This window comes from uncultured Aquimarina sp., from assembly GCF_947492115.1.
In the GTDB taxonomy this organism is placed as follows: Bacteria; Bacteroidota; Bacteroidia; order Flavobacteriales; family Flavobacteriaceae; genus Aquimarina.
Map to the genome: position 1 here is coordinate 729,690 of NZ_CANLMM010000001.1, position 18,810 is coordinate 748,499.

The following is an 18,810-nucleotide window of genomic DNA, read 5'->3' on the forward strand; positions in this document are numbered from 1 at the left end:
TTACACAAATGAAATTAAAACTTGCATTCGTAATTATGTTTGTTGTCGCCACAATAACTGTCCAGGCGCAACAAGGAAAAACTAAAGCATTCTATCATGGAAAAGTCTCCTCGGTAGAATACGTAACTCCCATGCAGTCCAGACCTCAAGATTTACGTCCATCTGACGATTCTGTAAAAGAAGCAAAGGACAAAAGATCTTTGGGCAATCAGATTGTGGCAGGAAAAGATCCTCAATCCAAAAATGATTATTTTGTTTTAAACAAACACCAACAAGAACAGAGTGTACAAAGAGCTCCTGCTAATTTAGTTTTCGACTCTTATACTTCTGGATCTAATCCAACAGATCCATCATTAGCAGTTGGTCCTAATCACGTATTTGTAGTTTATAATACGGGATTTATGATTTTCGATAAATCAGGTAATCAACTACTAGGACAAACAGCTCCGAATCCTGCTATATTTCCATCTGGAGGATGCTGTGATCTAACAGTGTCTTATGACAATGCTGCGGATAGATGGGTACTTTCTTTCTTGGGATCTGGCGCTCAGGTAGCTGTTTCTGATGGTCCAAATCCACTTACTGCTGGATGGTTCGTTTACAATATTTCTGGAATTCAGGATTATCAAAAACTTTCTGTTTGGAGTGATGGATATTATATCACAGAAAATACTGGAGGAACTAACAAATTATGGGCTTTAGAAAGAGATGCTATGTTAGCAGGTGATCCAGGTGCACAAATTATTGGTTTTAATCTTCCTGGAATCGTAACTAGTGGTTTTTTTAGCCCTCAGGCATTAAATGTAACTAACGGAGACTTACCAGCTCCTGGTGGAGCAACCATAGTATATTTACAAGACAACGCATGGAGCGGGGTTTCTGTAGATCATATAAAAGTTTGGACAGCCGATGTAAACTGGAATAATCCTGGAAGCTCTACTGTATCCAGTCCTCAAGAAATTACAACAACTCCTTTTATTAGTGTTTTCGATGGAGGAAGTTTTTCTAATTTAGCACAGCCTGGCGGTGGGATATCCATTGATGCGTTACAAGCTACTATTATGAATCAGGCACAATTTAGAAAGTTCCCAACACACAATTCGGCAGTATTTAATTTTGTAGTAGATACTGATGCTAGTGCTGGAGAATTAGCTGGTATTCGTTGGTACGAATTTAGACAAAGTGGTGACAATCAACCTTGGTCACTGTACCAAGAAGGTACCTATACAGCACCAGATGGCAGACATGCTTGGAATGCTAGTTTAGCAATGGATGGTCAAGGAAATATTGGAATGGGATATACTTCTATGTCTGGACCTACTACTCCAACCACAGTGAGAGTAAGCTCTTATTTTACAGGAAGATTAAGCTCTGATCCACTTGGAACAATGACTAGTGCAGAAGGTTTAATTGCTAATGGAAATGGAAACTTTACTACAAGTATCCGATATGGAGATTATAGTAAAATTGATGTTGACCCTTCTGATGATTCTTCATTCTGGTTTATTAATGAGTATATTAATAATAGCCGAAGAGGTGTTGTTGGTCGATTTGAAATCGAACCGGGAGTTCCAGACACGCAAGCACCATCAAATCCAACGAATCTGACAGCTTCTAATATTACATCATCAGGAGCAACATTAAGTTGGACGGCATCCACAGATAATGTAGCGGTAGCACGTTATAACATTTCGATTGATGGTACGTCCGTAGGAACATCTACTACAACAAGTTTTGATGTAACTGGTTTATCTCCACTAACATCCTACAATGCTTCCGTTACTGCAGAAGATGCTGCTGGAAATGTATCTGGAGCCGCAACAACAACCTTTACTACCAATGATTCAAGTGGTGTTACCTATTGTGACTCTGCAAGTACTAATGTAAATGATGAATTTATCAGCCGAGTAGAATTAAACACTATTAATAACACATCTGGAGCACAGTTTTATTCAGATTTTAGCGGTATTGCTACTACATTAAATGAAGGCCAATCTTATGATATTACTATTATTCCTACTTGGACAGGTACTATATACGCAGAAGCATATGCTGTTTGGATAGATTATAATAATAATGGTGATTTTGATGATGCAGGTGAATTAGTATTTAGCAAAGCACCATCCACGGATGCTACGAATACTGGATCTTTTACTGTTCCTACTGGTACTTCTTTAACTGCTGTTAGAATGAGAGTTTCTATGAAGTATAATGATATTCCTACTTCTTGCGAAACATTCACATATGGAGAAGTTGAAGATTACACTATTAATCTAGCGGAAGGATCAGGAGATACAGATCCTCCAACAGGATATTGTGATTCCAATGGTAGAATTACATCTGATGAGTTTATTTCCAGAGTACAAATAGGAAGTATTGATAATGCTACAGGTGCAGAATCTGGAGGATATGGAGATTATACTTCTTTAACTACAAGTTTAAGCGGAACAAATACAATTACAATTACTCCAACATGGACAGGAACAATTTATAATGAAGCCTATGCTGTTTGGATTGATTATAATAGAGATGGAGATTTTAATGATGCTGGTGAGTTAGTATTTAGTAAGGCACCATCAACAGATACTAGTAATACTGGATCTTTTACAGTTCCTGCAAGCGCATCTTCTGGTGCTACTCGTATGCGTGTATCCATGAAATATAATGACATTCCTGATCCTTGCGAATCATTTACATATGGAGAAGTTGAAGATTATGTAGTGATTTTAGGATCCAGTCGTGAACAGCTATTAACCTTCACTGAGGAGGCGGATAGCAACATTAGTTTATATCCAAATCCAGCAAGTTCTCAATTAAACATTGAAATTGTGGGAGGTAGTTTTACGCAAATAGAAATTTTCTCTTCTACTGGTGCAGTAGCCAAGAAAATTAATCCAAATGTAGATTCTTTATCTATCGATGTTTCTCAACTAGCATCCGGAATGTACTTTGCCCGATTTACTAGCACAGACGGATTTGCGATCACAAAGAGATTTGTAATCAATAAGTAAAAAATATATTTAGTTAGCTATTAAGTATGTTTGAAAGGCTGTTCATGTAGTGTGAACAGCCTTTTTTTCATATTTGGAAAATCTAAAAACTTGATGATATCATCGCCACTGTAAAAGAGACAAACCTATTCCAAAAGTAGTTTGCTTATGGTTGAAATCTATTAAACTTTCCCCATACCCATGAAATATCTGTGCGTGTACCTGTAATTGGCCCAAAACTTTAATTGCATAATCAAGTCTTATACTACCTCTACTATTACTACCTCCTCTCAGCGAATGTTTGGCCAAAATACTTAGATCATGTCTACCTTTTGAGAAGACAGTTAAAAATTCCGTTCTTCCTACATAATTTTCTATACCTGGATTATCATCTTCCGCAGCATCTTCGGGCAAGCGCCACCAAGGTCTTAAAACAAAACTCCAAGAAGAAGTTTCCCAACCAAACTGTAGTATTATTCTGTTCCAACTTCTAGATAACGGATTTGATCTTCCATTACTCTGATGATTTATGCCAACTCCTGCAAATACACCATTTAATCCAAAAACTCTATAGCTTGTTGAAAACACTAACATTATTTCTGGCTCATAATTAGTTTCTCGGAATGGCCTCGAAATATTAGCACTATACAATTGCCATCTTGATGATTGAGTATATCCTACCCATACATCACCTCCTATTTTCTTTCCTAACAAATTCCTTGCAGCTCTTGTCTTAAAACTTAATTGAAATTTCAATTCAGTATCCGAAAAATCGGATGATTCTTCCACAGTATTAAGTGGATTATCACTAGTAGGAAAGTTATTGATATCCGTTGTATAATTTGCACCCAAAAAATACACAGGCTTGTACGGTTCAATTTTAAAACGTTTAATACTATCGCTTTGTATGAACCATCGCTTAGATAAGCTTCCTTGGTTATCTTTGGCATTGGTTTGACTATAACAAGAAGCGAATGATAACACATATAGACTTGTTAAGATTAAAACTTTTGCAAAAAGCTTCCTGTACTTTATAGTTAATCGGATTAGATTCAAAAAAAATAGTTTATTATTGGACAAAATCATTAATTGATAAAAAAACCAGCAAGAATATATCCCTGCTGGTTTCTTTATAAAAAGATGAACAAATATACTACTTATTAATTCCTTCTAAGTCTAGCATAAAGGCGTAATTTAGAGCAGTACGTTTATAGCGTTCAAAACGTCCTGAAGCTCCTCCATGACCAGTTTCCATATCACAATCCATAATTAATAGATTGTTATCCGTTTTTAACTCTCTTAATTTAGCGATCCATTTAGCTGGTTCCCAGTATTGCACCTGACTATCCCAATACCCAGTTGTGATCAAAATATTTGGATATTCTTTGGCTTCTACATTATCATATGGAGAATATGACTTCATATATTCGTAATATTCTTTATTTTTAGGGTTTCCCCACTCATCAAATTCAAATGTGGTTAAAGGTATTGTTTCATCCATCATGGTAGAAACCACATCTACAAATGGTACGGCAGCTACTACTCCATTCCAAAGTTCTGGTTTCATATTAAGTACTGCTCCCATTAATAGACCACCAGCACTACCTCCATAAGCATACATATGATCAGCACTAGTGTATCCTTCTTTTACTAAGAAATCTCCAACATCGATAAAATCGGTAAAAGTATTTTTCTTTTTAAGAAGTTTTCCATCTTCATACCAATATCTACCCATTTCCTGACCTCCTCTAATATGAGCCATGGCAAAAACAAAACCTCTATCTAATAAACTTAATCTAGTAGAACTAAAATAAGGTTCTGTACTACTTCCATAAGAACCATAAGAATACAGTAAAAGTGGTGTGCTAGCATTTTTTTGTGTTCCTTTTTTATACACCAAAGATATTGGCACTTTTACACCATCTCTTGCTGTAGCAAATAGTCTTTCGGATACGTAATTATCTTTTGAAAAATTAGGATCTAATACTTCCTGCTCTTTTAAAACAGTTTGCTCTTTGGTATCCATATTATAATCAATAACACTACTTGGAGTTGTTAAAGAAGTATAACTATATCGTACAATATTGGTATCAAAATCTAAATTTGTAGATGGATATGCTACGTAGGCTGGATCATTAAAAGAGATATAGTGATCGTCATTTCCATCCCATTTTCTAATTCGAATAGTACTAAGACCATTTTTACGTTCACTTAGTACCAAATGGTTTTTAAAAGGAGTAAAACCTTGTAACAGCACATCATCTCTATGAGGTATAACATCTACCCAATTATCTTTTGTAGTTGCATTAACAGGGGTTTTTACCAACTTGAAGTTTTTTGCATCTAAATTCGTTCTTATATAAAAATGATCTCCAAAATGTGCTACACTATACTCTAATTCTTTTTCTCTTGGTTGGATTACTTTCCACTCTCCATTAGGAGTATCAGCATCTAAATATCTGTATTCTGTAGAGAGTGTTTGATCACTACCAATAATAATATACTTATCCGATCTTGATTTATAAACAAATGTCCTGAAGGTATCATCTTTTTCATCAAACACCAATACATCCTGAGACTGATCCGTACCCAAAACATGTTTGTAAATTTTATTTGCTCGTAGCGTAATTGAATCTTTAGAAGTATAAAAGACTGTTTTATTATCATTAGCCCAAGCTACACTTCCTGTAGTATTAACTAATTTATCTGAAAGTACTTTATCATTGATTAAATCCTTAAAATATATTGTATATCGACGTCTAGATACTGTATCGATACCATAAGATATCATTTTATTATCAGGACTAACAGATCTTGCTCCCATTCCAAAATAATTCAATCCTTCTGCCATTTCTGGACCATTAAGCATAATTTCTTCCTTTGCTTTATCTTCTAATTTTTTACGACAATACAAGGCATAATCCATTCCTTTTTCGAATCTCCAATAATATGAGTATCCATTATAGCTATATGGAACTGTCGATTCATCTTTTTTAATTCTCCCAACAATCTCATCAAACAATGTTTTCTGAAGAGTATCGGTATGTTTCATTGCAGCATCTTTGTAATCATTCTCTGCATTTAGGTAATCTAGAACATCCTTTGTTTGTGCATCAGGAGTTTCTGCATTTTTCTGCTCATCACTTAGACGCATCCAAAAATAATTGTCTATTCGAGTATCGCCGTGTGCTGTTAATTCTTCTGCGATTTTTTTAGCAGTTGGAGCTGTTAAAGATTCATGAGGTTTTAATTTCGTTTCTTCTTTCTGTTCAGTTTTACAGCTTATCAAAAGCACAGAACTTAAAAGAAATAGATTGATGATTTTTGTTTTCATTAAATGAGATTTTATAGTTAAAAAAGTAAATGTACTAGTAATATTTTAAATTGATATAATTCCCCTAAAAGGTTACTAATTAGGATACTTTAAAATAAATAATATTGGGATTATACTTCATCAATTTTGCTTAAAACCGATTTCCTATATGACTTACTGATCGGTAATTTACTATCATTCTGTAGTATTATTTGATTCCCATCAATCATTTTTAACTTATTAAAATTTACTACGAATGATTTATGTGTTCTTACGAAATCATCTGACAACTTTTCTAAAAAATCAGATAATGTCACCGGTGTTAAAATCATTTGATCCGTATAGATCTTTATATAATTACCGTAAGCTTCAATATAATAGATGCTATCTACATCCAATTTAATAATCTTTTTATCACTTTTTACATAAACAACACTTGCTTTTTTCTCCTTCTCTATTACGATAGTATCTTGTTGAATAGGTGTAGCTTGTACTACTTTGCCAACAGCTTGTAAAAATCGTTCTAATGAAAATGGTTTTAATAAATAATCCGTAACCGAAAGAGTGAATCCTTCTACAGCATATTCTGGATAAGCAGTTGTGATAATAACATTAGGTTTTTGTTGCATTGTCTTTAACAGACTAATACCAGAAAGTTTTGGCATATTGATATCTAAGAATAATATGTCTACAGAATTACTTTGTAAATAGCTCATTACCTCGAAAGCATTCTTGCAAGTAGCAACAAGCTCTAAATAGGGTATTTCTTTGATATAGCTTTCTACTATCTGACGTGCGATGGGCTCATCATCGGCTATTAAACATTGTAATGTTTTCATGTATTTATAATATTCTCTTTACAATTTATTGTTTAATCATTTTAAATAAACACTTACGAATTATAATTAACAGTTTTATTCAAATGATTTCACTATACATCTAGGGTTAATTCAACAATATAAAATCCGTTATCCTGCTTAATTTGTAATGCATGCTTTTCTGGATATATCAAATCTAAACGTTTTTTTGCATTCTGTAAACCAATACCACTTTTGCCTTTTTCTATATCGGTTTCTGGAACGATTATATTATCTATTGTATTTGAGCATTTGAAAACAATGGAGTTCTCTCCTATTTCGATAGAAACAGACACAATACTTTTCGTGTTTTCTAATACCCCTAAATGCTTAAATGCGTTTTCTACAAAAACTATTAATAACATCGGAGCAATTATTCTGTTAGCCGAGTCATATCCTTTTATATCTAATTGAATATCTGCCTTATCTTCTAATCTAATCTGTTCTAGTGATATGTAATTTCTAAGATATTGAATCTCCTTGTCTAACGGAACAAAGGTCTCTTTAGTTTCATAAAGACTATATCGTAATAAATCTGAAAGTTGCAACATTAAATCTGGAAGCTTTTCTGATTTTATTACCGATAGTCCATATAGATTGTTAAGCGTATTGAACAAAAAATGTGGGTTTAGTTGTGCTTTTAATAACTTTAATTCTGCTTCTTTTTCTTCTTGTCTTCTATAAAAACTATCTCTTGCCAGTTTTAATGCGGTGCCAAACAGAATTATTAATAAAACCGCACCAAAAACATTCAACAACATTTTCCATTGAAACGTTTCGAAGAAATCACTTAAAAGAAATACACCCAAAAGTGTAAAAGCTAAAATGTTTAATATAAAAAATGTAATTCCTAAAGAACGTTTCTTAGTAAAAAATAAGGGTAAGATTTTTAGATTGTTTAAATATATCGGTGGCATTATAAAGCCAATAAGTACAATAGATACTAAGAATCTATTATCTGCTTGAATGACCATGATAAAGATGATCAATAAAAACAACCATATAATAATGTTCTGTATTATTTTATTGTCTATCCAAGCATCAAATTTTGTTACCATATTCCTTTAAAAATTAGTACTCAAAAATATGTTTTAAAGGTTGAAACAACATATTTTCATGATGTAATATATCATTTTCAGTCTAAGTTGTCTCATTTTAAGGATGAGATGACTTTTCTCCTAAGATCACGTTTCGAAGACCTTTCATCATTCTTTTTTCAGTATCAGCACAAATTAAATGAGTTTTGATGTAAACAAATATAAAATTTAAGAAACATGAAAACTTTACAGTACTTAATAATTCTATTAGCTCTCTTCTTTATCAAACACATCGGATATAGTCAAACAAATGATATTACCTCAATTTCCACAAAATATGATGCCATGCTAAAAGAACAGCATAAAGGAATTGCTATTCTTACCAAAAAGAAAAATAAAACTGAAACCTTAAGTCTTGGTGACTATAACCTTACTGTAAATAGTGTTTTTAATATTGGTAGTGCTACCAAAACCTTTACTGCGATATTGATACTTCAGGAATATGAGAAGGGAAATCTAAAAATTACTGATAGTATTGGAACATATCTAACTCCCATTAAAAATGTAGATGGTTCATTAACAATAAAGTCCTTACTAACTCATGAAAGTGGTTTAGATGAAGTAATAGGCAAAAACGTTGTAGATATTTTCTATGGAAAAAATGATGAATTATACAATGCAAATTTACTAGATCAGGTAGAAAAGAATGATCCAAAAATGATTGGTTCGTTTGATTACTGTAATACGAATTATTTTCTATTAGGAAAAATTATAGAAAAAGTAACAGACCAGAATTATTTTGATTTATTAAGAGAACGAATTTTTACTCCTTTACAGATGAACAATTCCTATCCATATGTACACAAACATCTTCCTAATTTGGCAACGCCATATTTTCAAGAAGAGGATGTAACAGGCTACTTAGACTATCGATATTTTGCAAATATTGCCTATGCTGCTGGTAGTATTGCTTCAACATTAAACGATATGCAAATATTCTATGAATCTCTTTTTGAAACAGAAAAATTACTAAAAAAAGAAACTCTGAAAATGATGATGGAATCTGGAAATGAACAATATGGTTTAGGATTATTTAAATTCAATGTTGATGGCGTTACCTATTACGGACATGGAGGAAATAATATAGGATACGCTTTCAGGAATCAATATAATTCGAATACCAAAGATCTCTACTTAGCATTTACTAATTGTAAAACGATTCCTTTTAAAAAAGCGATAACAAATGATTTACTAGCTTATATAAACGATACTCCCATAGAAAATTTTAAAAGTATCAATCTTGATAATTTCAAAAAATATACAGGTACGTATTTACTTAAAGAAGCGAATTTAACCTTAAAAATAACACTGGAGGATAATAAAATGTATTTGGTATCCGAAGAACAAGGAGTTAAAAGCGAACTATCACAAAAGGATGAAACATCACTCTATGATACTACTGTAGGAGTTGTTTTAACCCAAATAGAGAATAACCATGATAGTTTGTCTTTTAGTCAAAATGGCTTTACAACTACAATCAGTAAAGTAAGTTTAAACAAATAAACGGTAAGATCATGAGACTAGAAATAAAGAATGTTTCCAAAAAATATGGTAGAAACAAATATGGGTTAAAAGATTTTTCCATAAATATCGAAAAAGGAATACTAGGGCTATTAGGACCTAATGGAGCGGGAAAATCTACCTTATTAAAAATGATTGCAACTGCCAGTAAACCTACCGAAGGTGTGATCATACTTAATAAAAACAATATTATCAAAGATGCTAATTATATGAGAAAGCAACTAGGATTTTTACCTCAAGATTTTGGAGTATACCCTAATCTAAATGCTTTTGAATTTTTGCAATACATAGCTGCATTAAAAGGGATTGCGGACCAAAATATTACGTTAAAAATAGAACAACTATTGTATGGTCTTAACTTATTAGATGCTGCCAAAAAACCCATTGGAACTTACTCTGGAGGTATGAAACAACGAATAGGAATCGCTCAAACCTTATTGAATAATCCAAAAGTTATCATTTTTGATGAACCAACAGTTGGACTAGATCCTGAAGAAAGAGTACGTTTTAGAAATTTGATATCTGATTTATCACAAGAATGTATTGTTATCCTGTCATCACACATCGTATCTGATATAGATACTATAGCAGATCAGGTTGCTATCATGAAAAACGGATCATTGTTGTCTTTTGATACACAAGAAAAGCTTATTCAACTAGTAGATCAAAAGGTTTTTGAAGTGCTTATTCCAAAAGAACAACTGGATAATTTTAAGAAAAATAATATCGTGGTTAGCACCGCTAGAAAAGAACAAAAAATAGCTGTTAGATACATTTCTGAAATTCCTATCAAGGATTCTATAGCCCAAACACCAAATCTAGAAGACGCCTATTTATACTTAACAAAAATCAACTAAAAATTAATACACATAAACAAATGAAAAATTCATCAAACAAAAAAAAGACCGAATCAATAATAATAACAACCATAATGATTCTAGTCATCATCGCTATAATATTAAAGAACGTACATGTAGGAGTATATTATGCTTACTAATATTAAATACCTAGAATACTTAATCTATAAAACTACAATTATACTTAATAAGAACTTAGTAAAATGAAAAAATCATCACAGAAAAAAACAACAATACTATTAACCCTTGTAGCTATTATGATACTCATAATTATGTCTATCGTTTTCAGTAACGTACACATAGGAGTTCATTACGCTTACTAAGATTGTATCTCATGAAAACATTTATTAATATTATAAAATACGATTATTTACAGCGTACTAGAAGTTATAGCTTTCTAATTACTCTTTGTATTAGTTTAGCAATAGCATACACTTTTGTTCCTGAGCCAAATGCCTCTTATTCTACAATTAGAATAGCAGATTACGTTGGATTTTATAATTCGGCTTGGTTTGGATATGTTACTGCAATAATGACCAGTATTTTTTTATCCTTAATTGGATTTTACTTGGTCAATAGTGCAATTAAAACAGACACTATTACCAAAATTGGGCATATTACAGCTGCTACACCGATTACTAATTTCAAATATTTAGTTTCTAAGTTCGTAAGTAATTTTCTAATTCTAAGTACGATTATTGTGATTATATTTTTAATGAGTATAGTACTATTTATTCTATATAATGAAGGGTATTCATTTGAAATCTTACAATTTATAATTCCATATATATTGATTCCGATCCCAGCAATATTTTGCATATCAGCTATTGCGGTAGTTTTCGAAGTTATTTTTAAGAAATACTCTATAATCCAAAATATAGGATTCTTCTTTTTGTTTTCTTATTTGGCTTTCCCTTCGTTTTCGGATAGCTCTTCTTATACATATCTGTTAGATCCCTTTGGAACCAAAATAGTTATGGATCAAATGGAAATGAGCGTTAGAGAGTTATTACCTGTTGATCATGATACCGAACTAAATATAGGCTATGTTTTAGGAAACATAACTGAAAATAAAAAATTCGAGTTTAACGGAATTAAGTTTCCTAATACCTTTATAATAAGTAGAATCGGATGGTGTGCATTAGCATTTCTAGTCCTTTTAATGATATCACCATTTTTTGATCGATTTCGTACTACTAATAAGACCAACAAGAAAACTATGTTAGCTACGTATAAAAAACAGAGTAACCCCCATGAGATACAGCAAGCATTATTAGTAAAATCCACAAGCAATTATGGTATTTATTCTTTGGTAAAAACAGAACTACTACTACTATATCGCAAAGGCAAAAAATGGTTATGGATACTTAATGTAATCGGTATAATATTGCTAGCTGCATTACCAATCACCATTGCACATACCATAGTGTTACCTATTCTTTGGTTTTTACAAGTACATAGATTATCAGAAATATCATCTAAAGAAATGTATCATAATGTACAATATTTCGCCTTTACTTCATATAAACCCATAAAAAGACTACTGGTTTCACAAGTATTGGCCGGTGCATTAATGATGATACTGTTAGCACTTCCTTTACTCATAAAGCATATGATAGTAGTGGATGTACAATCTGTACTACATATTATTATTGGTGCAATTTTTATTGTTTTAATAGCAATTACATCTGGTATTTTGACGAAAGGGAAAAAACTATTCGAAATTGTATTTTTTATTATCACTTATGGAAATATAAATCAAATCCCGTTTATGGATTACTTTGGAGGATTACAGCATAACTCTTTGTACATATTTACGCTCATTATAAGTTCAATAATAATTGGAAGTATTGGACTAATCATGAGAATACAACAATTAAGAAATTAATAGAATTAGAATGTATCTTTTAAAACAGTTGGATTAACATAGACATCCCAATATTCATTTCGACTATTGTAATTCTAACTATAGTTGAATTTCATAAAATTTCCATAAAACGTACTCTTACCCTACCCATCAATTTATTTGATGGGTATTATTTTATATATTTAGAACCATATACATAAATCATCTCATGAATACTCTAAAGACTAATCTTCGCTACAGTACTATTATCGCTTTTGTTTTATCTTTTATGTTCCTTTCGTGTGGGAAAAACACTTCCAAAAAGGAAGAATCCGTAAAAGAAGAGATTAAAATAGATAGCACTAACATAGTATTGAAGCAAGCGCTTACTTTTTATGCTTCTTTTGATAATGGTGTAGATGCCGATTTTGCTTTAGGAGATCCTAAATTATACACAGTACCTTCTCGAAAAGCCATAGATTCTGTGCAGGTTGGTATACATAAAGAAGGAATTTCAATAGCAGAAAATAAAGGTTTGAAAGGAAATGCTCTTCTTTATAAAGATAGAACTAAAGGATACGTCTATTACCCTAGTAAAAACAATATAAATTTTACTAATAAAAACTGGAGCGGAGCAATTTCATTTTGGTTGCAATTAGATCCAGCAACAGACTTAAAACCTGGATATTGCGACCCAATTCAGATTACAGATGTAAGTTATAATGATGCTTCTATCTGGGTTGATTTTACCAAAGAAAATCCGCGAGACTTTAGACTAGGAGTAATTGGAGATAAAACCTCCTGGAAAAAGGATACTACATTATCAGATAATGATGACAAGGACTTTTTGAGTCAATTAGTTCCTGTGACCAATCCTCCTTTTGCAACTGGATCTTGGACTCATGTCTTCATCAATTTTACAAATCTAAATTCTGATAATGGACAGACGTCTTTATATCTGAATGGAAAACTACAAGGTAAAAGAAACGGAATTACAGATCCATTTACTTGGGAATTAGAAAAGTCAAACATTTATTTGGGATTAGGCTATATTGGTCTTATGGATGAGCTTTCTATTTTTAACAGAAATCTAACCCAAAAAGAAATTGATGCTCTTTTTAGTCTAGAAAATGGTGTACATACGCTTTTACAATAAAAAACTTCCTACTACATATTTATAAAACCATCAAAAATGAGACAATTTAAGTTCGTCATCTTTAGTCTTACACTTTTATTAGTTTCCTGCAAAACAGAAACAAAAAATACAAATTTAGAACTCACTGAAGAAGAGCATCGTTGGCAAAACCATGCTACAAATACTACAATCATGAGAGATGATTTTGGAGTACCACATATTTATGGAAAAACAGATGCCGATGCAGTTTTTGGATTATTATATGCACAGTGCGAGGATGATTTTAATCGTGTAGAACAAAATTATATCTGGGCAACAGGAAGACTCGCTGAGGTAGAAGGTGAAAAAGCAATTTATAGTGATATTAGAGCTAAATTGTTCATGACTGAGGAAGAAGCAATTGCTAATTTTGAAAGAAGCCCTGAATGGTTAAAAGAGTTGTGTATTGCCTTTGCAGATGGTATCAACTACTACCTTAAAACCCATCCAGAGGTTAAACCTAGATTATTAACGAAATTTGAACCTTGGATGCCGATGTATTTTAGTGAAGGATCTATTGGTGGTGATATCGAACGTGTTTCTACTCGCAAAATCAAGGCGATGTATGAAAAAGGTATAGAAATACCAATTTCAGAAGAAACTGAAATAGCGAAGGAAAAAGAAATGTTAGAACCACAAGGATCTAATGGGATTGCAATTTCTGGAGCACTTACACAATCCGGCAACGCAATGCTTTTAATTAATCCACATACCTCATTTTATTTTAGAGGAGAAGTACATGTAATAAGCGAAGAAGGGTTAAACGCTTATGGCGCAGTAACTTGGGGGCAGTTTTTTGTGTATCAAGGATTTAATGAAAAAACTGGTTGGATGCATACCTCTACGTATACAGATGTGATCGATGAATTTGTAGAAACAACAAATAAAAAAGATGGCAAACCAGTTTATAAATATGGTGAAGAATGGAAACCTGTAGAACAATATGATATTACACTAAAATATAAAGAAGGAGATTCTTTAATAGAAAAAGTATTTCCTGCATATCGTACACATCATGGACCAATTACACATATGAAAGATGGTAAATGGGTAGCTTCTGCATTAATGTGGGAACCTGTAAAAGCATTACAACAGTCATATATTAGAACCAAACAAGATGGATATAAAGGTTTTAGAGATATGATGGATATACGAACCAATTCATCCAATAATACTGTCTATGCAGATGCTGAAGGTAATATTGCATATTTCCATGGTAATTTTATCCCAGTTAGAGATACTTCGTTTGATTATACGAAACCTGTGGATGGTAGTAATCCAAAAACAGATTGGAACGGTTTACATACAGTAGATGAAACCATTACACTACTTAATCCTAAAAATGGTTGGTTACAAAACTGTAATTCTACTCCTTATACAGCTGCTTTAGAGTTTAGTCCTAAAAAACAGGATTATCCAAGATATATGTCAATCGATCGTGAAAATTTTAGAGGTGTACACGCTATTGAATTATTAAAAAATAAAAAAGACTACACTATCGATAGTCTAATACAACTAGCATATGATCCTTACCTTCCTGCTTTTTCCAAGTTGATTCCTGGTCTGGTAGAAGCTTACGACAAAGTTGACAAAACAAAAGAGTTAGGAAGCTATATTGAAATGTTGAGAAATTGGGATTATAGAACTTCCAAAGAATCTAAAGCAATGACGTTAGCGCATTTTTATGGGACTAATTATGCAAGAAATGGAAAAAGACCAGAAGAACGTATTAGCGATATGCAACTCCTTACTTATTTTGGTACAAAATCTCCTTTGGAAGAAAGAATTGCCATATTTAAAGAAACGGTAACGCAGCTTAAAAATGATTTTGGAAATATATTGCCTTGGGGCGAAGTAAATCGTTTTCAACGTATTAATGGAGATATTAGACAACCGTTTGATGACAATAAACCAAGTACTGCTGTTGGTTTTGCTTCTGGACGTTGGGGTGCTCTAGCTGCTTATGGAGTTCGCTATACGAATAATACAAAAAAAATATACGGTACCAGAGGTAACAGTTTTGTGGCGGTAGTAGAATTTGGTGATAAGGTGAAAGCAAAAACAAGTTTAGCTGGTGGACAAAGCGGTGATCCTACTTCAGTACATTTCGATGATCAAATACAACCGTATGTAGATGTACAGTTTAAAGAAGCTGCTTATTATAAAGAAGATGTATTAAAACGCGCTAAAAAAACCTATCATCCAGGAGAAAAATAAATAAAGTATAAGTTTACCTTAACAGACGCAATAAATTATAAAACAGATGTTTATACTAGTTTCAATTGCATTAAAAAGCTAATTACTTTTTGATCAGACATTTCACAAGGTTTTAATAATTCCGCTGTTGATGTGATGTAGTAATTTAGACTTATAAAATCATTTCCTTGTAATTCTTTTGCATAGATCTTAAAAGATTTTCCATTATTATAGATATCTTTCGTAACACTATATTTCTTCTTTTGATATAAAACTTCAGAATATCCTTCTGGAATTCTGTTAATAGCATCTAACAACATACGCGAACTATGAACTACAGGATAACATAGAACATCCTACTTTATTTCTTGCCCAATCAGGACGTTTAGCAAACCATTTGTCATATTCAGGTTGTTCGCTATAAGGCTTTTTTAGCATTTGATACAACTCTTCTATTAAATCATAATTTCCTTTATCTGCATCATCAATAGCTAGTTGAGCCATATAATTCCGTAAAACGTATTTAGGATTTATGGCATTCATTTTATTTTTTCTTTCCGAATCATCCAAAGATTCTATAATTAGTCTTTGATCATATCTAGAAAACCAATCATCCCAACGTTCCAGAATAGGTCCTTCTACTTCTACTATATTATAAAAAGCCTCTTTTATAACTTTCATATAATTAGTTGCACCGCCTTTAGTATAATCACCAAGATTTCGGAAGAAAATAGTCATATCCGTTTCTGCTAGTTGTAAAGTTTCTTCCAAATCCTTTATCAACAATTCATCTCCCGCTTGTGGATTGTACAATCCTATTTTCGAAGACATCATATCATGGTATACTTTTTTATAACTGTTTTGATACTCATGTAAGATTTCTTCTATGGGTTCTATTTCTTCTATTAAAGGATATATAGCATTTGCTAATTGATACAAATTCCAAAGAACAATTTCTGGCTGTGTTCCATATCGGTATCGTTTAAACTGTCTATCTGTAGTATTAGGAGTCCAGCCATGATCATATCCTTCCAACCAACCATATGGACCATAATCGATTGTTAAACCAAGTATTGACATATTATCGGTATTCATCACTCCGTGAACAAAGCCTACTCGTTGCCAATCTATTACCATTTTTAAACTTCTATTACTTACCTCTTTTAAAAATAATACATATCCATCTTTAGTTCCAGCTTCTATTTCAGGAAAAAAGTGTTTTATTGTGTAATCTGTCAACGCTTTTAAAGTAGATTCATCTTTATGAGCTGCCAAAATTTCAAAATTTCCAAAACGAATGAAAGAAGGCGCAACTCTAGATACAATCGCTCCTTTTTCATAAGCAGCATTCCCATTATACATGATATCTCTTAATACCTGATCACCGGTAGTTGCTAATGATAATGCTCTCGTAGTGGGAACACCTAGGTGAAACATTGCTTCACTACATAAATACTCTCTGATAGAAGAACGTAAAACTGCTAATCCGTCTGCATTTCTAGAATAAGGGGTCTCTCCTGCTCCTTTTAATTGTATTGCCCATCGCTTAAAATTATATTCAATTTCTGCTAGATTAATGGCGCGTCCATCACCCAGCTGACCAGCCCAGTTACCAAATTGATGCCCTCCATAATGCATGGAATAGGGTCTTGAGTTTTCCAAAATTTCATTACCTGTCATAAGCTTTAAAAACTTCTTAGATTTTATATCTTCCTTAGAAAATCCTAATTCTTTCATCATTTCATCAGAAACGTGGAGCATCTTTGGATTGCTTGTCTTTTTAGGAGTTACATACGAGAAACAGGCATTTCTGACCTGTCTGCGGTAATTTTCCTGAACAGGATCTGCTGGTAGTTCTTCTGAAAAAGTATTTTTTATAGTAAACTCCATATAACCAAATAATTAATATAAAAATATAGAAACAAGAATAATTCCAGTAAAAGCAATTGGTACAATAATCATAACATAAACATAGGTAACTAAGATCCCTTTGAAAAATGTAGATATCCGACTACTCTTGTAAAAATTTCTTAGCGCAATCATCAGATATATAATAAACGAAAAGAAAAAGAGTAGTTTTAACCAAACAGGAATTTCGAATATCATATTTCCTAAAATCAGGAAACATAAAGAGGTGAAAATAAAAGTAAAGAAGTAGAAACTAAAGACCATATGATGAGCAAAAGTTCCTTTTTTCCAATAAAATATCTTTAATAAAAACGCGAATAAAGGAAGCATTAAAAACATAGTAATAGGAATCGTATCATATAAAGTTTTTAAGATTCCACCACCTTTTTGCTCATAAAGCTTTAGGATTTGTGTAAAAAACTTCCTTTTAATTAAACTATCTCCTTCATTCAATCCCATATGCGCAAGCTTCTCTTCTAAGGGAGCACCAGACCTAATTAAAGAGTCCAATTTTTTTTGTGAAAAACTAAAAGTTGATTTTGGATTCTTTTGCTCTGCAGTAAGTACAGAATCTATAACATTAAGATCTTCTTTAGCAATATTGGTAAGAACAGCATTTTCTTTAAGCGCTTTTTTAGCAATCTCTATACCGATTGAGTCTTTTTTAAAATCTAATGAGTCTATCGCTATTTCTCCTCTAAACTCTTTTTGAAACTTTTGAGTTAAATCATTATCAGCTTTTCTAACGGTAAAAGAAAAGATAAAAAAGAAAACTACCGATATGAATAAATAAAATTGTGCAGGATGCAGATAAGAAAGACGTTTCCCATCTACAAATCGTCTAGCTAGAATACCCGGTTTAACCATTAATGGAATAAAACTCTTAAAAAAACGTGCATCTACCGCAAAATAGTTACCAATAGTGTTGCTAAATAATACACCAAAAGTTAATTTATCCGCAGATTCCTGACCACAATACGGACAGTAATCGAATGATTCATCAAAGTGTTTTTCACAATTTTTACACTGAGTAGTTTTAGACATGCTCCCC

The 18,810-nt window shown here is 32.3% G+C and carries 13 protein-coding genes; 6 read left to right on the forward strand and 7 right to left on the reverse strand.

The genetic code is table 11. The features are described 5' to 3' along the window. The first annotated feature begins 8 nt into the window (after positions 1-8). Positions 9-3,011: a GEVED domain-containing protein gene (locus Q1A73_RS03310; RefSeq protein ID WP_299601512.1), complete on the forward strand. Its 3,003-nt coding sequence runs from the start codon at positions 9-11 to the stop codon at positions 3,009-3,011. 99 nt (positions 3,012-3,110) lie between these two features. Here Q1A73_RS03310 and Q1A73_RS03315 read toward each other — a convergent pair whose 3' ends face one another. The 4 genes from Q1A73_RS03315 to Q1A73_RS03330 all read right to left on the reverse strand — a co-directional run bounded on the left by Q1A73_RS03315 (position 3,111) and on the right by Q1A73_RS03330 (position 8,218). Then, the gene (locus Q1A73_RS03315) at positions 3,111-3,974 is read right to left on the reverse strand and encodes a phospholipase A (protein ID WP_299601514.1); all 864 of its coding nucleotides are present in this window, start codon (positions 3,972-3,974) and stop codon (positions 3,111-3,113) included. Between the two features lie 169 nt (positions 3,975-4,143). After that, entirely contained in the window at positions 4,144-6,324 is a 2,181-nt protein-coding gene (locus Q1A73_RS03320; RefSeq protein WP_299601517.1) for a S9 family peptidase, read from the reverse strand. A 110-nt stretch (positions 6,325-6,434) separates the two neighbouring features. Beyond that, complete coding sequence (locus Q1A73_RS03325; protein ID WP_299601520.1) at positions 6,435-7,142, reverse strand: LytTR family DNA-binding domain-containing protein; 708 nt, start codon at positions 7,140-7,142, stop codon at positions 6,435-6,437. Between the two features lie 92 nt (positions 7,143-7,234). Further along, complete coding sequence (locus tag Q1A73_RS03330) at positions 7,235-8,218, reverse strand: histidine kinase (RefSeq protein ID WP_299601523.1); 984 nt, start codon at positions 8,216-8,218, stop codon at positions 7,235-7,237. A gap of 216 nt (positions 8,219-8,434) precedes the next feature. Between Q1A73_RS03330 and Q1A73_RS03335 the strand changes: the two genes are divergently transcribed. From Q1A73_RS03335 to Q1A73_RS03355, 5 genes are all read left to right on the forward strand, one after another. Continuing rightward, the gene (locus Q1A73_RS03335) at positions 8,435-9,760 is read left to right on the forward strand and encodes a serine hydrolase domain-containing protein (RefSeq protein WP_299601526.1); all 1,326 of its coding nucleotides are present in this window, start codon (positions 8,435-8,437) and stop codon (positions 9,758-9,760) included. 11 nt (positions 9,761-9,771) lie between these two features. Then, on the forward strand, positions 9,772-10,635 hold the full coding sequence (locus Q1A73_RS03340; RefSeq protein WP_299601529.1) for an ABC transporter ATP-binding protein: 864 nt from the start codon (positions 9,772-9,774) through the stop codon (positions 10,633-10,635). A 334-nt stretch (positions 10,636-10,969) separates the two neighbouring features. Continuing rightward, complete coding sequence (locus tag Q1A73_RS03345) at positions 10,970-12,523, forward strand: hypothetical protein (protein ID WP_299601531.1); 1,554 nt, start codon at positions 10,970-10,972, stop codon at positions 12,521-12,523. 187 nt (positions 12,524-12,710) lie between these two features. Further along, positions 12,711-13,637: a LamG-like jellyroll fold domain-containing protein gene (locus tag Q1A73_RS03350; RefSeq protein WP_299601534.1), complete on the forward strand. Its 927-nt coding sequence runs from the start codon at positions 12,711-12,713 to the stop codon at positions 13,635-13,637. Between the two features lie 36 nt (positions 13,638-13,673). Next, complete coding sequence (locus tag Q1A73_RS03355) at positions 13,674-15,872, forward strand: acylase (protein ID WP_299601537.1); 2,199 nt, start codon at positions 13,674-13,676, stop codon at positions 15,870-15,872. 50 nt (positions 15,873-15,922) lie between these two features. Here Q1A73_RS03355 and Q1A73_RS03360 read toward each other — a convergent pair whose 3' ends face one another. Genes Q1A73_RS03360 through Q1A73_RS03370 form a run of 3 tightly spaced genes read right to left on the reverse strand, consistent with a single transcriptional unit; the run spans position 15,923 to position 18,803 of the window. After that, positions 15,923-16,171 (reverse strand): peptide methionine sulfoxide reductase, encoded by a 249-nt coding sequence (locus tag Q1A73_RS03360; protein ID WP_299601540.1) that lies wholly within the window; start codon positions 16,169-16,171, stop codon positions 15,923-15,925. 7 nt (positions 16,172-16,178) lie between these two features. Next, entirely contained in the window at positions 16,179-17,741 is a 1,563-nt protein-coding gene (locus Q1A73_RS03365) for a protein adenylyltransferase SelO (RefSeq protein WP_299601543.1), read from the reverse strand. 12 nt (positions 17,742-17,753) lie between these two features. Then, positions 17,754-18,803 carry a DUF3667 domain-containing protein gene (locus Q1A73_RS03370; RefSeq protein WP_299601546.1) on the reverse strand — a complete coding sequence of 350 codons (1,050 nt, stop codon included), beginning with the start codon at positions 18,801-18,803 and terminating at the stop codon, positions 17,754-17,756. Positions 18,804-18,810 lie beyond the last annotated feature (7 nt).

Coding starts and splice junctions, on each gene's coding strand:
- Q1A73_RS03345 (WP_299601531.1), top strand. CDS start 10,970: ATGAAAACATTTATTAATATTATAAAATACGATTATTTACAGCGTACT.
- Q1A73_RS03360 (WP_299601540.1), bottom strand. CDS start 16,171: ATGTTGTTAGATGCTATTAACAGAATTCCAGAAGGATATTCTGAAGTT.
- Q1A73_RS03350 (WP_299601534.1), top strand. CDS start 12,711: ATGAATACTCTAAAGACTAATCTTCGCTACAGTACTATTATCGCTTTT.
- Q1A73_RS03335 (WP_299601526.1), top strand. CDS start 8,435: ATGAAAACTTTACAGTACTTAATAATTCTATTAGCTCTCTTCTTTATC.
- Q1A73_RS03310 (WP_299601512.1), top strand. CDS start 9: ATGAAATTAAAACTTGCATTCGTAATTATGTTTGTTGTCGCCACAATA.
- Q1A73_RS03355 (WP_299601537.1), top strand. CDS start 13,674: ATGAGACAATTTAAGTTCGTCATCTTTAGTCTTACACTTTTATTAGTT.
- Q1A73_RS03370 (WP_299601546.1), bottom strand. CDS start 18,803: ATGTCTAAAACTACTCAGTGTAAAAATTGTGAAAAACACTTTGATGAA.
- Q1A73_RS03330 (WP_299601523.1), bottom strand. CDS start 8,218: ATGGTAACAAAATTTGATGCTTGGATAGACAATAAAATAATACAGAAC.
- Q1A73_RS03340 (WP_299601529.1), top strand. CDS start 9,772: ATGAGACTAGAAATAAAGAATGTTTCCAAAAAATATGGTAGAAACAAA.
- Q1A73_RS03365 (WP_299601543.1), bottom strand. CDS start 17,741: ATGGAGTTTACTATAAAAAATACTTTTTCAGAAGAACTACCAGCAGAT.
- Q1A73_RS03320 (WP_299601517.1), bottom strand. CDS start 6,324: ATGAAAACAAAAATCATCAATCTATTTCTTTTAAGTTCTGTGCTTTTG.
- Q1A73_RS03325 (WP_299601520.1), bottom strand. CDS start 7,142: ATGAAAACATTACAATGTTTAATAGCCGATGATGAGCCCATCGCACGT.